The sequence below is a fragment of the Kitasatospora sp. NPDC040550 genome (genome assembly GCF_055594965.1).
This window is the reverse complement of the sequence record NZ_JBVIWC010000007.1, coordinates 1-14,801: the sequence shown is the minus strand read 5'-3', so window position 1 is coordinate 14,801 and position 14,801 is coordinate 1. Positions and strand designations below refer to the sequence as shown.

The 14,801-nt window shown below is 74.1% G+C and carries 9 protein-coding genes and 1 pseudogene; 8 read left to right on the top strand and 2 right to left on the bottom strand.

The window, feature by feature from the left end:
- Positions 1–30 precede the first annotated feature (30 nt).
- The 5 genes from ilvN to ACZ58X_RS12530 all read left to right on the top strand — a co-directional run bounded on the left by ilvN (position 31) and on the right by ACZ58X_RS12530 (position 7,510).
- Positions 31–555, top strand: a complete 525-nt coding sequence (ilvN, locus tag ACZ58X_RS12550; protein WP_097236150.1) for an acetolactate synthase small subunit — start codon at positions 31–33, stop codon at positions 553–555.
- 105 nt (positions 556–660) lie between these two features.
- Positions 661–1,659 carry a ketol-acid reductoisomerase gene (ilvC, locus tag ACZ58X_RS12545; protein ID WP_470333656.1) on the top strand — a complete coding sequence of 333 codons (999 nt, stop codon included), beginning with the start codon at positions 661–663 and terminating at the stop codon, positions 1,657–1,659.
- A gap of 233 nt (positions 1,660–1,892) precedes the next feature.
- Positions 1,893–3,479 carry a phosphoglycerate dehydrogenase gene (serA, locus tag ACZ58X_RS12540; RefSeq protein ID WP_470333862.1) on the top strand — a complete coding sequence of 529 codons (1,587 nt, stop codon included), beginning with the start codon at positions 1,893–1,895 and terminating at the stop codon, positions 3,477–3,479.
- 290 nt (positions 3,480–3,769) lie between these two features.
- A complete protein-coding gene (locus tag ACZ58X_RS12535) occupies positions 3,770–3,928 on the top strand; it encodes a hypothetical protein (RefSeq protein ID WP_470333655.1) in 159 nt (52 codons plus the stop codon).
- 231 nt (positions 3,929–4,159) lie between these two features.
- Positions 4,160–7,510, top strand: coding sequence for a S8 family serine peptidase (locus ACZ58X_RS12530; RefSeq protein WP_470333654.1), 3,351 nt, complete (start codon positions 4,160–4,162; stop codon positions 7,508–7,510).
- 58 nt (positions 7,511–7,568) lie between these two features.
- On the opposite strand, the gene ACZ58X_RS12525 is transcribed toward ACZ58X_RS12530, so the two are convergent.
- Positions 7,569–10,043 carry a YfhO family protein gene (locus tag ACZ58X_RS12525; RefSeq protein WP_470333653.1) on the bottom strand — a complete coding sequence of 825 codons (2,475 nt, stop codon included), beginning with the start codon at positions 10,041–10,043 and terminating at the stop codon, positions 7,569–7,571.
- Positions 10,044–10,226: 183 nt separating this feature from the next.
- Between ACZ58X_RS12525 and ACZ58X_RS12520 the strand changes: the two genes are divergently transcribed.
- The 3 genes from ACZ58X_RS12520 to cimA all read left to right on the top strand — a co-directional run bounded on the left by ACZ58X_RS12520 (position 10,227) and on the right by cimA (position 14,598).
- A complete protein-coding gene (locus ACZ58X_RS12520) occupies positions 10,227–11,264 on the top strand; it encodes a 3-isopropylmalate dehydrogenase (RefSeq protein ID WP_470333652.1) in 1,038 nt (345 codons plus the stop codon).
- Between the two features lie 214 nt (positions 11,265–11,478).
- A complete protein-coding gene (locus ACZ58X_RS12515; protein WP_470333651.1) occupies positions 11,479–12,591 on the top strand; it encodes a branched-chain amino acid aminotransferase in 1,113 nt (370 codons plus the stop codon).
- Between the two features lie 384 nt (positions 12,592–12,975).
- Positions 12,976–14,598: a citramalate synthase gene (gene cimA / locus ACZ58X_RS12510; protein ID WP_470333650.1), complete on the top strand. Its 1,623-nt coding sequence runs from the start codon at positions 12,976–12,978 to the stop codon at positions 14,596–14,598.
- A 108-nt stretch (positions 14,599–14,706) separates the two neighbouring features.
- On the opposite strand, the pseudogene ACZ58X_RS12505 reads toward cimA, so the two are convergent.
- Positions 14,707–14,801: pseudogene (locus tag ACZ58X_RS12505) on the bottom strand (ATP-binding protein); the annotation flags it as partial.

Genomic DNA, 14,801 nt, shown 5'->3' with positions numbered 1-14,801 from the left:
CCGAACCCTCCAGAACGACTGAGGAACCACATGTCCAAGCACACCCTCTCCGTCCTGGTCGAGAACAAGCCCGGCGTGCTCGCCCGCATCGCCGCGCTGTTCTCCCGTCGGGGCTTCAACATCGACTCCCTCGCCGTCGGCCCGACCGAGCACCCGGACGTGTCCCGGATGACGATCGTGGTCAACGTCGAGGACCTCCCGCTGGAACAGGTCACCAAGCAGCTCAACAAGCTCGTGAACGTGATAAAGATCGTCGAACTCGACCAGGCCGCTGCGATCCAGCGGGAACTGGTCCTGGTGAAGGTCCGCGCCGACAACGAGACCCGGTCGCAGATCGTCGAGATCGTCCAGCTGTTCCGTGCCAAGACCGTCGACGTGTCGCCGGAAGCGGTGACCATCGAGGCCACCGGCAGCTCGGACAAGCTGGAGGCCATGCTCCGGATGCTGGAGCCTTACGGCATCAAGGAGTTGGTCCAGTCCGGCCTGGTCGCCATCGGCCGCGGCGCGCGTTCCATCACGGACCGCTCGCTGCGGGCCCTCGACCGCAGCGCCTGACCCCAGCGCTGTCTCACCTTCTGAAGTAAACGACCGCACCGCGCCGGGTGCGCATACGGTAGGAAACCGCGTACCCGGCACCAACACGCAAGGAGATGTGCCCCCGTGGCCGAGCTGTTCTACGAAGACGACGCCGACCTGTCCATCATCCAGGGCCGCAAGGTCGCGGTCATCGGCTACGGCAGCCAGGGCCACGCCCACGCGCTGTCCCTGCGCGACTCCGGCGCCGACGTCCGGGTCGGCCTCAAGCCGGAGTCCAAGTCCCGCGCCAAGGCCGAGGAGGCCGGCCTGCGCGTGGTCACCCCGGCCGAGGCCGCGGCCGAGGCCGACGTCATCATGATCCTGGTGCCGGACCCGATCCAGTCCGACGTCTACGAGGCCGACATCGCGCCGCACCTGAAGGCGGGCGACGCCCTGTTCTTCGGGCACGGCCTGAACATCCGCTTCGGCTTCATCAAGCCCCCGGCGGACGTCGACGTCTGCATGGTCGCCCCCAAGGGCCCGGGCCACCTGGTCCGCCGCCAGTACGAGGAGGGCCGCGGCGTCCCCGCGATCGTCGCGGTCGAGCAGGACGCCTCGGGCAACGCCTTCGCCCTCGCGCTGTCCTACGCCAAGGGCCTGGGCGCCACCAAGGCCGGCGTCATCAAGACCACCTTCACCGAGGAGACCGAGACCGACCTGTTCGGTGAGCAGGCCGTCCTCTGCGGTGGCACCGCCGCCCTGGTGAAGGCCGGGTTCGAGACCCTGGTCGAGGCCGGCTACCAGCCGGAGATCGCCTACTTCGAGTGCCTGCACGAGCTCAAGCTGATCGTCGACCTGATGTACGAGGGCGGCCTGGAGAAGATGCGCTGGTCGGTCTCCGAGACCGCCGAGTGGGGCGACTACGTCACCGGCCCGCGCATCATCACCGCCGACACCAAGGCCGAGATGAAGAAGGTCCTGGCCGAGATCCAGGACGGCACCTTCGCCAACACCTGGATCGCCGAGTACAAGGCCGGTCTGCCCAAGTACAACGAGTACAAGAAGGCCGACGAGGACCACCTGCTGGAGACCACCGGCAAGAAGCTGCGCTCGCTGATGAGCTGGGTCAACGAGAAGGCCTGACCCTTTTCGGGGCCGCGTATTTTGTCACGCCCTTGTACAAGTCGGCTGCTCTCGTCCGGGTGATTTCGCCGGACGGGAGCAGCCGGGTACCCAGCCCGTCGATACACTCCGAGTGCGCGTCAGGCCCACAGCGTCGTGCGTCTACTTACGCGGCATGCCACCTTCCCCGCCCTCACACGCCACCTACGTGCGCCGGGGAACCGGACAGTTAAGGACCCACTGTCGTGAGCACTGTGACATCCAAGAGCGCCGTCGTCCTGATCGCCGAAGAGCTTTCGCCCGCCACCGTCGACGCCCTCGGCCCCGACTTCGAGATCCGCCACTGCAACGGCGCCGACCGCACCGAGCTGCTCACCGCGATCGCCGACGTGGACGCGATCCTGATCCGCTCCGCCACCAAGGTCGACGCCGAGGCGCTGGCCGCCGCCCGCAAGCTCAAGGTGGTCGCCCGGGCCGGTGTCGGCCTGGACAACGTGGACGTGGCCGCCGCCACCAAGGCCGGCGTGATGGTCGTGAACGCGCCGACCTCCAACATCGTCACCGCCGCCGAGCTCGCCTGCGGCCTGCTGATCTCCGTCGCCCGCAACATCGCCCCGGCCAACGCGGCGCTCAAGCAGGGCGAGTGGAAGCGCAACAAGTACACCGGCGTCGAGCTGAGCGAGAAGACCCTCGGCGTGGTCGGCCTCGGCCGGATCGGCGTCCTGGTCGCCCAGCGGATGTCCGCGTTCGGGATGAAGATCGTCGCGTACGACCCCTACATCCAGGCCGCCCGGGCCGCCCAGATGGGCGTCAAGCTGGTCTCGCTGGAGGAACTGCTGGAGGTCTCGGACTTCATCACCGTCCACCTCCCCAAGACCCCCGAGACGATCGGCCTGATCGGCGACGAGGCGCTGCACAAGGTCAAGCCGAGCGTGCGCATCGTCAACGCCGCCCGCGGCGGCATCGTGGACGAGGAGGCGCTCGCCGCCGCCCTGCGCGAGGGCCGGGTGGCCGGCGCGGGCCTGGACGTCTACGCCAAGGAGCCGTGCACCGACTCCCCGCTGTTCGCCTTCGACAACGTGGTCGCCACCCCGCACCTGGGCGCCTCCACCGACGAGGCGCAGGAGAAGGCCGGCATCGCGGTCGCCCGGTCGGTGCGCCTGGCGCTGGCCGGCGAGCTGGTACCGGACGCCGTCAACGTCCAGGGCGGTGTGATCGCCGAGGACGTGCGCCCGGGTCTGCCGCTGGCCGAGAAGCTCGGCCGGATCTTCACCGCGCTGGCCGGCGAGGTGGCCGTCCGGCTGGACGTCGAGGTCCGCGGCGAGATCACCCAGCATGACGTGAAGGTGCTCGAACTGTCCGCGCTCAAGGGCGTGTTCGAGGACGTCGTGGCCGAGACGGTGTCCTACGTCAACGCCCCGCTGTTCGCCCAGGAGCGCGGCGTCGAGGTCCGCCTGACCACCTCCAGCGAGAGCGCCGAGCACCGCAACGTGATCACCGTGCGCGGCACGCTCGGCAACGGCGAGGAGATCGCCATCTCCGGCACGCTGGCCGGCCCCAAGCAGGCCCAGAAGATCGTCGGGGTGGACACCTTCGACGTCGACGTGGCGCTCACCGACCACATGGCCTTCTTCAAGTACGAGGACCGCCCCGGCGTGGTCGGCGTGCTCGGCCGCCACCTCGGTGACGCGGGCATCAACATCGCGGGCATGCAGGTCGCCCGGGACGGCGGCAGCGCGCTCGCCTCGATCACCGTGGACAGCGAGATCCCGCAGGACGTGCTGACGGCGATCGCCGCCGAGATCGGCGCCCGCTTCGCGCGCTCGGTCGACCTGGGCTGACCCCCGCACCGGCCTGACCAGGGCCCGGACCGCCGTTCCAGTGGCGGTCCGGGCCCTGCTGCGTTCCCCCGGGTGACAGCCGTCTCAGATACTAGGAAATCCAAGTATTCGTGCAGACACGGCCGGGGCGGGGTCGTACCGTGGAAGGGCCATACGGTGTGCCGCCCCTGTAGCCAGGGTGTGCGGCCCGTGTGCGCGTGCGCCCCCACGGGCAGGCGATCCCTGCTCCCGCGCGTACCTCTCCCAACCCCTGCCGCGCTTTCCCGCGCGCCGCTTCCAAGGAGCCCGGTATGCCCACCACCGCCGACCGCCACGCCACCACCGCCCCCGCCGCCACCCCCGTCCGCGCCCCGCGCCGTCGCCGGGCCACCGAGCGCAACCCCTTCGCCGCCGCCGCGCTGCAGCGATCGCTGGACCGCCGGGACAACGGCGGCGCCACCGGGCACTGAGCGGGGCCGGGGCCGGCGCCGCCGGTTGGCGTTGGTCGGCCTACTGGGCCGACCGGGCTGACGCCGCGTCACTCCATCGGGTGCGAACGGGACCCGTTCGAGGGAAGTCGCTCGCCCCCGTCATCGCGATCATCCTAATTTGGGGCCCCCGGAAGGGTGATCGACGTCCGCGCGGGCGGGCGTCTGCGACACGGTGTGCGGATCAGTCCCCCTCCCGGGGGAGAGTCACCAGTGCGCCTGCCACCCGTCCGCCGACCGGTCGCCCGGATCGGCCTCACCCTCGTCCTGCTGGCCACCGGCGCGGCGCTCGCCGCCACCCCGGCCGCCGGCGGACCGCCCAGCGCCGGACCGCCCAGCGCCGGACCGCCGGGCCGGACGGCCGCCGTCCTGCTCGAACTCGACACCGAGGCGGCCGGACCGGCCTGGCGCAGCGCCGCCGACGGCGCCCGGCGGGCCCGGCGCTCGCCGGACGCCGTCCGCCGGGAGGCCGCCGAGGCGGGCGCCGCCCAGCGCTCCCGGGCCGGGGACGCGCTCGACCGGCTCGCCCGGGCCGTCCACCGGTCGGCGCCCGCCGCCCGCGAGCTCTACCGCACCCGCACCCTGCTCACCGGCCTGGCGGTCAGCCTCCCCGCCGACCGGCTGCCCGCCCTGCGGGCGCTGCCCGGCGTCCGGGCCGTCCACCCGATCGTGAACAAGCAGCGCGACAACGCCTACTCCGTCCCGCTGACCGGCGCCCCGCAGGTCTGGTCCGGGGACACCGCGCCGGACGGGAACACCGGCCGGGGCGTGCGGATCGGCATCATCGACAGCGGCATCGACTACACCCACGCCGACTTCGGCGGCCCCGGCACCGAGGAGGCCTTCCGCTCCGTCGAGCGCGGCAAGCCCGCCCCGGCCGCGCTGTTCCCCACCGCCAAGGTGGTCGGCGGCAAGGACCTGGTCGGCGACGACTACAACCCCGACCCGGCCGCCCCGAACCACCAGCCGGTGCCGCACCCCAGCGACAACCCGCTGGACTGCGTGCGCAACGGGCACGGCACCCACGTCGCCGGGACGGCCGCCGGGTACGGCGTCACCGCCGACGGCCACCCGTACGCCGGCCCCTACCGGCCCGGGCTCGACCCGGCCTCGTTCCGGATCGGCCCCGGTGCCGCCCCCGGCGCGCAGCTGTACGCGATCCGGGTGTTCGGCTGCGACGGCTCCACCGACCGGCTCGCCCAGGCCCTCGACCTGGCCGCCGACCCGAACGGCGACGGCGACCTCGGCGACCGGCTCGACGTGGTCAACCTGTCCCTCGGCAGCCGCTTCGGCAGCCCCGACGACGCCGACGCGCTGGCCGTCGACCGGCTCGCCGAGCTGGGCACCGTGGTGGTCGCGGCGGCCGGCAACGAGGGCGACGTGTACGGCATCGGCGGCAGCCCCGGCACGGCCGCGCGGGCCGTCACCGTCGCCGCCTCCGTGCACGGGCACGCCGACGTGGACGGCATCACCGTGCTCGCCCCCGCCGCGCAGGCCGGGGTCGTCCCCGGCCACTGGAGCGAGCGCTACCGGGGCTGGAGCACCGCCGAGGTGACCGGCGGGCTCGCCGTGCCCGCCGACCAGGCGGACGGCTGCGCCGAGTTCAGCGAGGCCGACAAGCAGCGCCTCACGGGCCGGATCGCGGTGCTCACCTGGAACACCCGCGACCCCGACCGGGCCTGCAACTCCGGTCCGCGGGCCGACCACGCCGCCGACGCCGGGGCGATCGGCGCGCTCTACGCGGCCGACACCGACCACCTGGCCGAGATCTCCGGCGACGACCGGATCCCGGCCGTCCTGCTCGGGCGCGCGGACGGCGAACGGCTGTTGAAGGCCGCCGCCGACGGGGACGTCCGGGTGCGGCTCGCCGCGCCCGGCAACCCGCTGCACGGCTCGGTCGCGCGGAACCAGCCGGCCCGGGTCGACACCCTCACCGACTTCACCTCCCGGGGCATCGGCCTGCCCGGCGTGGTCAAGCCCGACCTCGCCGCCCCCGGGGAGACCATCTGGTCCGCCCTGGTCGGCAGCGGCACCGGCGGCCAGCGCGAGAACGGCACCTCGATGGCCACCCCGCACGTCGCCGGACTGGCCGCGCTGGTCCGCGCCGCCCACCCGGACTGGCCGGTCGAGCAGGTCAAGGCCGCCCTGATGAACACCGGCACGGACACCTACCTCGGCGACGACCACAGCGGGCCGGTCTACGGGCCCGAGCGCACCGGCGCCGGGCGGGCCCGGGTCGACGGGGCGGTCCGCACCCCGGTGGTGGCCTACGCGGCGGGGGAGGGCGCGGCGCCGGGCGGCGTCGGGGTCTCCTACGGGCCGGTCGAGGTCGGCGGGCCGACCGCCCTGGTCCGTGAGATCGAGCTGGCCAACCACTCGTCCGCGCCGCTGAGTTACCGCACCGGCTACGCGGCCGCCACCGAACTGCCGGGCGCGGCCTTCGAGGTGAGCCCGGGGCAGGTGGAGGTGCCGGCCGGCGGCACCGCGCGGGTGCGGGTCACGCTGTCCGTCCCGGGGCGGCTGGGCCGGGTGCCCGATCCGACCATCGACACCGAGCAGGGCGGCCGGGCCCGCAGCTACCGGGGCGAGCTGTCCGGCCGCGTGCTGTTCAGCCCGGTCACCGACCGGGCCCTGCCGCAGCTGCGGGTCCCGGTGTTCGCCGCCCCGCGCCCCACCGGGGACCTCGGCGTCGCCGCCTCCGCCCGGACCGCCCGGGACGGCACCCTGGTCACCCTCGGCGGCAGCGCGGCGCCCGGCGCGGCCCCCGGACTGGTCAGCGCCTTCGCCCTCGGCGGCGAGGGCGCCCGCTGGCCGGACTGCCGGCCCGGCGACGGCAAGGCCGTCGGCCCCGGCGCGGGCATCCGGCCCGAGGACGCCGGGGAGTCGGCCGAACCGCCCCAGGAACTCTGCGTCGAACACCCCGGTGACCGGGTCGCGGACCTGCGGGCCGTCGGTGCGGCCGCCGACCCCGAGCTGCTGTACGTGGGCGCCCGGCTGTGGGCCCCCGCGGTCACCCCGGTGGGGCTGTACGGGGTGCGGGTGTCGCTGGACACCGACGGTGACGGCGTCACCGACGTGGTCCTCAAGGCCGACCGGCTGCGCGGCAGCGACGTCCTGGTCTCCCGGGCCCTGGACGCCCGCACCGGCGCCGAACTCGACGTCCAGCCGCTGAACGCCCGCTGGGGCGACACCGACACCGAGCTGCTGGACAGCGACGTGGTGGTGCTCCCGGTCCGGCTGAGCGCCCTGCCCGGCGTCGGGCCCGGGCACAGCACCGTCCACTACGGGGTCTGGACCGGCGTGGCCGCCCCCGGCACGCCCGACCCGGCCGACTCCTTCTCCTCGATCGGCCTGCGCGGCACCAGCCCGACCGTCCCGCTGGACGTCCTGCACCCGGCCCTCACGGTGCGGGCCGGCCTCACCGGTCCGGCCGTGATGGTCACCCCGGCGGGCCCCGGCACCCTGCTCGACGTGCACCGCGCGCCCGGCGACGGCTCCCGGCTCCTGCTGCTGTACCACCTCAACCCGGCGGACCGCCGGGCCCAGGTGCTCGACCTGCCGTGACCCGACCGCAGGGGCGGCCCGCCGGAACCTCCGGCGGGCCGCCCCTCGCGCTGTCCGCTCAGTCCCGCGCGGCCAGCCGGCGTTCGCGGCGCGGGACGCGGGTGGGGCGGCGGGAGAGCCGGGTGAAGACCACGACCAGGACGAGCACGGCGGCGGTGCCGGAGGCGACGGTGAGGCCCTCGCTGAGGCCGGGCGGGCGGAACTCGCAGGAGACCCGGCCGGCGCCGCCGCCCAGCGGGACGCCGATCATGCCGAGGACCCGGGCGGGCACGGCGCGGGTGCCGCCGTCGACGGCGCAGGTCCAGCCCTCGGTGGCGGGGACGGAGAGCAGCGCGGTGCCGGTGGAGCCGGCCGGCAGGGCGGCGGTCAGGGTGTGGCCGCCGGCCTCGACCCGGGTGGCGCCGGTGGCGGTCAGCCGGGTGACGGCGGCCGTCAGGGCGTCGGCCCGCAGGCAGCCGATCGGGCGGGCGGGCACCTGGCTGACCACGTCCGAGCGCAGGGTCACCCGGACCGTGCCGTCGGCCGGGACGGTCCCCAGCCGGTGCACGGGCACGGCCGTGGTGGGCTGCTCGCCGTCGCTGCGGAAGCCGGTGCCCAGGCCGCTGACCGCGCCGCGGTACCAGAGCGGGTGGAAGTACGCCGTCGAGCCGGGGGTGCAGGCGGCCGTGAACACCGTGCCCTCCGCACCGCCCGGCACCGACCAGCCGCTGGTGCCGTGCAGGGTGGGCGCCGGGCCGCCGGCCGGGACGGGCAGCGGGACGTCGTACACCTGGCTTCCGAGCAGCGACTCCTGGCGGGACCAGACCGAGGAGGTGGCCGTCCGGGCGCCCGGCGGCAGCACGGTGACCAGGGGCGGCGCGGGGGCCCGGACGGCGGTGAAGCCCGGGGGCGGCGACGCGTCGTCCAGGTGGGCGCCGACCCCGAACAGCGCCTGCCCGACCGGGTCGGTGACGCCGCCGGTCTGCCGCCCGCCGGCCGTCCAGCCCGCGCCCAGGTCGTGCAGCAGCAGGGCGGCCACGGTCGGCAGGTAGCCGCTGGAGTAGCCGCCGCCCTGGCCGTTCAGCAGCAGCGGGTCGTTGGGGGTGAGGGCGTGCGGGCCGGGGTCGCTGCGCAGGTCCGGCCAGTCGGCACCCGCCCGCACCGCGGCGTGCCCGGCCCGGACGGCGGCCGGGGGGACGCTGTCGTCGGGGGCCGCGCCGAGCGCCGCGTACCCGGACCAGACGGCGTTGCCGAGCACCGCGCCGCCGATCGCCCAGGTCGCCAGCGCCGTCACCCGGCGGTCGGTGTGCCGGCGGTCCAGCGCCGCGAGCGCGGCCAGCAGGACGGTGCCGCCGACCCCCAGGAGCACCCAGGTCGAGGCGTGCACCGAGCCCCGGGCCGCCGCCAGTGCGGCGATCGCCGCGGTCAGCGCGGCGCCGCCCAGCAGGGTCGGCAGGTCCGGCCGGTGCGCGAGCGACACCCAACCGGCCAGCACCAGCAGCCCGCTGAGCACGAAGGACACCCGGTACGGCCCGCCGGCCGGGATCGCCAGGCCGTGCCAGACCAGCACGGTCGGGGTCCAGACGAAGCTCAGCACCACCAGCAGCAGCGCCGTGCACCAGGCCGCCCGCTCGCGGACCCGTACCCGGCGGTTGAACGGCAGCCCGCACACCAGCAGCAGGCCGAGCACCCCGATCGCCACGTCCGGCAGCGGCCGCCCGCCGGTGGTGGCGGGCAGCAGCTGGGCGAGGTGCCCGTCCAGGCCGGCGGGGCCGAGCGGCTGCACCGGGGACTCCGGCTGGGCGCCGCGCGCGGCCCGGACGGCGACGAACAGCACGGGGGCGGCGAGCAGCACCCCGGTGGTGGTCAGGGTGACCGCCCGCCCGGTCGCCCGGACCCGGTGCCGGAACGGGCGCGGGGTGGCGAACAGCCGTACGGCGAACAGGAGTCCGGCGACCAGGGTGGCCAGCGCCGCGGTGTAGAGGTTGCCCGCCCAGGCGAGCGCGACGCACAGCGCGCCGGCCACCCAGCGGCGCTCGTGCAGGCACCAGTCCCCGACCAGGCCGAGCAGCGGCAGCGAGACCAGGCCCCACAGCCACATCGGCGCCCCGCCGCCGATGTCCAGCACCCAGGCGCAGAGCCCGTACCCGACGGCGGCGAACACCCGCAGCCACCGGGGGCCGGGGTGCAGCCGGCCGAGCAGGTGGGCCATCAGGGCGGTGCCGAGGCCGATGGTGGCCAGCGCGACCAGGAAGACGGCGAGTTGCCCCTGGTCGCGGGGGAGGAGCGCGGTCGGCCAGGAGAACGGGTTCATCAGGTAGGCGAAGAAGTCCGCCAGGAACGGGACGCCGTAGCCGCTGTTCCAGTTGAACAGCAGGTCCCCGGTGGCCTGCCCGTGCAGCAGGTCCCACAGGTGCGCGTGGTACGGCACGGCGATCGCGCCGGCCCCGCCGGGCCACCGCCCGCGCACCGCCGCCGCCAGCGCGAAAGCACCCATCGCCAGCCCGGCCGCGGCCCCGCAGACCAGTACCTCCCGCCGCCGTTCGGCCTTCACCCACGTGCCCCGTTCTGCCAGGAATCCCGGACCCCGCCACCCTAAGCGCGCCCCCGGCGCACCTCTGGCCACCCGCGCCCCCTCAAAGGAGTGACGCGCTGTCGGGACTCCGGGCTCCTCCGTACGTGTCCGAATGTTGGACGCGAGGTGTCAGCACCTGGGACGCGGGAGTAGGGTCCGAGCATGTCTCGCACCATTCGTCTCGCAGTTATCCCGGGTGACGGCATCGGCCAGGAGGTGGTGGCCGAAGGCCTCAAGGTCCTCGGCGCCGTGCTCCCCGCCGACGTGAAGCTGGAGACCACCGAGTACGACCTCGGGGCCCGGCGCTACCACCGGACCGGGGAGACGCTGCCGGACGACGTGCTGGCCGAGCTCAAGGCCTTCGACGCGATCCTGCTCGGCGCCATCGGGGACCCGAGCGTCCCGTCCGGGGTGCTGGAGCGGGGGCTGCTGCTCAAGCTGCGGTTCGCCTTCGACCACCACATCAACCTGCGACCGGGCCGGCTCTTCCCCGGGGTCGCCTCCCCGCTGGCCGGTCAGCCGGCGATCGACTTCGTGGTCGTCCGCGAGGGCACCGAGGGCCCGTACGTCGGCAACGGCGGCTCGCTGCGCACCGGCACCCCGCACGAGGTGGCCACCGAGGTCAGCCTGAACACCGCGTACGGCATCGAGCGCGTGGTGCGCGACGCCTACCGCCGGGCCCAGGCGCGGCCGCGCAAGAAGCTCACCCTGGTGCACAAGAACAACGTGCTGGTGCACGCCGGGCACCTGTGGACGCGGATCTTCGCCGAGGTCGGCGAGGAGTTCCCCGAGGTCACCACCGACTACCTGCACGTCGACGCGGCCACCATCTTCTTCGTCACCCAGCCGGAGCGCTTCGACGTCATCGTCACCGACAACCTGTTCGGCGACATCCTGACCGACCTGGCCGCGGCCGTCACCGGCGGCATCGGCCTGGCCGCGAGCGGCAACATCAACCCGAGCGGCGCGTTCCCGTCCATGTTCGAGCCGGTGCACGGTTCGGCGCCGGACATCGCCGGCCAGGGCAAGGCCGACCCGACCGCCACCGTGCTGTCGGTCGCCATGCTGCTGGAGCACCTCGGCTTCGCCGCCGAGGCCGCCAGGGTCGAGGCCGCCGTCGCGGCGGACCTCGCCGAGCGCTCCGGCGCCCGTTCCACCTCCGAGGTCGGCGACGCGCTCGCCGAGCGAGTAGCCGGCTAGGCCGGCCGGAACCCGAGCGGATCCGGCCGGCCGGGCCGCTCCGCATAACCGCAGCTTGCAGCTCCCCAAGGAGCGGGCAACTGTTCGGCACGGCCCTCTGGATGCGAGTATCGACAGTGGGCCGTGCCGTTGTGCGTTCGTTCCGGCGTTGGAGAGCCGTATCGTTCCTTCGGCGGTGGCGGCCCGAACGAACCCCACGGTGAAGGAAACAGCCATGAGCACGCCCACCCAGGCGCCCATCACGTTCGACCTCAAGCCCTCCGCCCACCCGCTGTCGGCAGCGGAGCGCCAGGCCCGGCTGACCAACCCCGGCTTCGGCCGCGTCTTCACCGACCACATGGTGACCATCAGCTGGACCGAGGGCCGTGGCTGGCACGACGCGCAGCTGGTCCCGTACGCGCCGGTGGAGATGGACCCGGCGAACATGACCCTGCACTACGGCCAGGCGATCTTCGAGGGCCTCAAGGCCTACCGCCAGGCCGACGGCTCCATCGCGACCTTCCGCCCCGAGGCCAACGCCCTCCGCTTCCAGGCCTCGGCCCGCCGCCTGGCGATGCCGGAGCTGCCGGTGGAGGCCTTCGTCGAGGCGGTCGAGCTGCTGGTCCAGCAGGAGCGGGCCTGGGTCCCGAACGAGCCCGAGCAGAGCCTCTACCTGCGCCCGTTCATGTTCGCCACCGAGGTCGGTCTGGGCGTCCGTCCGGCGAACTCCTATCTGTTCATGATCATCGCCTCCCCGGCCGGCGCCTACTTCCCGGGCGGCGTCAAGCCGGTCTCGGTCTGGCTCTCCAAGGAGTACGTCCGCGCCGCGCCCGGCGGCACCGGCGCCGCCAAGTGCGCGGGCAACTACGCGGCCTCGCTGGTCGCCCAGGCCCAGGCCGCCGAGAAGGGCTGCGACCAGGTGGTCTGGCTCGACGCCGCCGAGCACCGGTGGGTCGAGGAGATGGGCGGGATGAACCTGTACTTCGTCTTCGGCGAGGGCGAGGACGCGAAGATCGTCACCCCGGAGCTGTCCGGCGCCCTGCTGCCCGGCATCACCCGCGACTCGCTGCTCCAGCTCGCCTCCGACCTGGGCTACGCGGTCGAGGAGCGGAAGATCTCCACCGACGAGTGGCAGCAGGCGAACGCCGACGGCACCCTCACCGAGGTCTTCGCCTGCGGCACCGCCGCCGTCATCACCCCGGTCGGCTCGGTGAAGTCCGCGGCCGCCGACTGGACCGTCGGCACCGGCGAGCCCGGCCCGGTCACCATGGAGCTGCGCAAGGCCCTGCTGGCCATCCAGGGCGGCCAGAGCCCCGACACCCACGGCTGGCTGCACAAGATCGTCTGATTCCACGGACGCCGGACACCCCCTCCGGCCTGCCCCGTTCCGCATCGCGAGACGGGCGGGCCGGATCCCGGGGGCTGTGCCAGACTGCGAACGTGTCCTCGCTTTCGCTGATTATTAGCAGCAGGCGCGCCGGTCCGCAGTGACCGCTCCCGCAGGACCCGATGCGGAGCGACCACGAGCGTCCAGACCCGCGCGCAGACCTCTCGCACCCGCGAGGGGTCTTTTGCTTTTGGGCTCCGCCCATCGAGCACACTCCCGGACCGGCCGAGGGCCCCCACGAGGGGCCCGGGGACACCGGGACCGCGCGCGGGATCCTGGACAGTGGAGCCGGGACGAGAATCCGGCAGAGCAGTACGAACCTCCCCGAACGGAGAACCAGGGGTCATGACCGAGGTCAGCCGTACCGACGACAGCTTCCACGTGTTCGACACCACCCTGCGCGACGGCGCGCAGCGCGAGGGCATCAACCTGACGGTGGCGGACAAGCTGGCCATCGCCCGGCACCTGGACGAGTTCGGGGTCGGCTTCATCGAGGGCGGCTGGCCGGGGGCCAACCCCCGGGACACCGAGTTCTTCGCCCGCGCCGCCGCCGAACTGGAGCTGCACCACGCCCAGCTGGTCGCCTTCGGCGCCACCCGCCGGGCCGGCGGCAAGGCCGCCGAGGACCCGCAGCTGGCCGCGCTGGTCGCCTCCGGCGCGCCGGTGGTCACCCTGGTGGCCAAGGCCCACGACCGGCACGTCGAGCTGGCGCTGCGCACCACGCTGGACGAGAACCTGGAGATGGTCCGGGACAGCGTCGAGTTCCTCCGCGGCCAGGGCCGCCGGGTCTTCCTCGACTGCGAGCACTTCTTCGACGGCTACCGGGCCAACCGCGAGTACGCCCTCGCCGTGGTGCGCACCGCGCACCGGGCCGGGGCGGACGTGGTGGTGCTGTGCGACACCAACGGCGGGATGCTGCCGGCCGGTGTCCGGGACACCGTCGCGGACGTGATCGCCGCGACCGGCGCCCGGGTCGGCATGCACGCCCAGGACGACACCGGCTGCGCGGTGGCCAACACCCTGGCCGCGGTGGACGCGGGCGCCACCCACGTGCAGTGCACCGCGAACGGCTACGGCGAGCGGGTCGGCAACGCCAACCTGTTCCCGGTGGTCGGCGCGCTGGAGTTGAAGTACGACCGCCGGGTGCTGCCCGAGGGCCGGCTGGCCGAGATGACCCGGATCTCGCACGCGATCGCCGAACTGGTCAACCTGGCCCCGTCCACCCACCAGCCGTACGTCGGCTTCTCGGCCTTCGCCCACAAGGCGGGCCTGCACGCCTCGGCGATCAAGGTCGACCCGGACCTCTACCAGCACACCGACCCCGAACTGGTCGGCAACACCATGCGGATGCTGGTCTCCGACATGGCCGGCCGGGCCTCGGTGGAGCTCAAGGGCAAGGAGCTCGGCTACGACCTCTCCACCGACCGCGACCTGGCCGGCCGCGTGGTGGCCAAGGTGAAGGAGCAGGAGAACCTCGGCTACACCTACGAGTCCGCCGACGCCTCCTTCGAGCTGCTGCTGCGCGACGAGGTGCGCGGCAGCCGGGACCGCTTCTACCGCCTGGAGTCCTGGCGGACCATCAGCGAGCAGGGCCCGGGCGGGGTCTCCGGCAACGAGGCCACGGTGAAGCTGTGGGCCAAGGGCGAGCGCCGGATCGCCGTCGGCGAGGGCAACGGTCCGGTCAACGCGCTGGACCAGGCGCTGCGGACGGCCCTGGAGGGCACCTACCCGCCGCTGGCCACCTTCGAGTTGGTGGACTACAAGGTCCGCATCCTGGAGGGCCAGCACGGCACCGGCTCCAAGACCCGGGTGCTGATCGAGTCCACCGACGGCACCGCGAGCTGGTCCACGGTCGGAGTGGCCGACAACGTCGTCGCCGCCTCCTGGCTGGCCCTGGAGGACGCGTACACCTACGGCCTGATCCGGGCCGGGCTGGAGCCGGAGGAGCGCTCGGAGCCGTCCGCCTGACCGCGCCCGGCCCGACGGCGGCCCGCCGGACCCGTTTCGGGTCCGGTGGGCCGCTGCCGTGAGGTCCTGCCACCGCGGGGCCCTGGCCGTCGTGCGCCCTCTGCGGGGTCAGCGGAGTCGGGCGAGGAGGGCGTGTTCGACGAGGGTGATGAGGGCGCTCTTGGCGCTGTCGCGTCGGCGGGCGTCGAGGGTGATGACGGGGG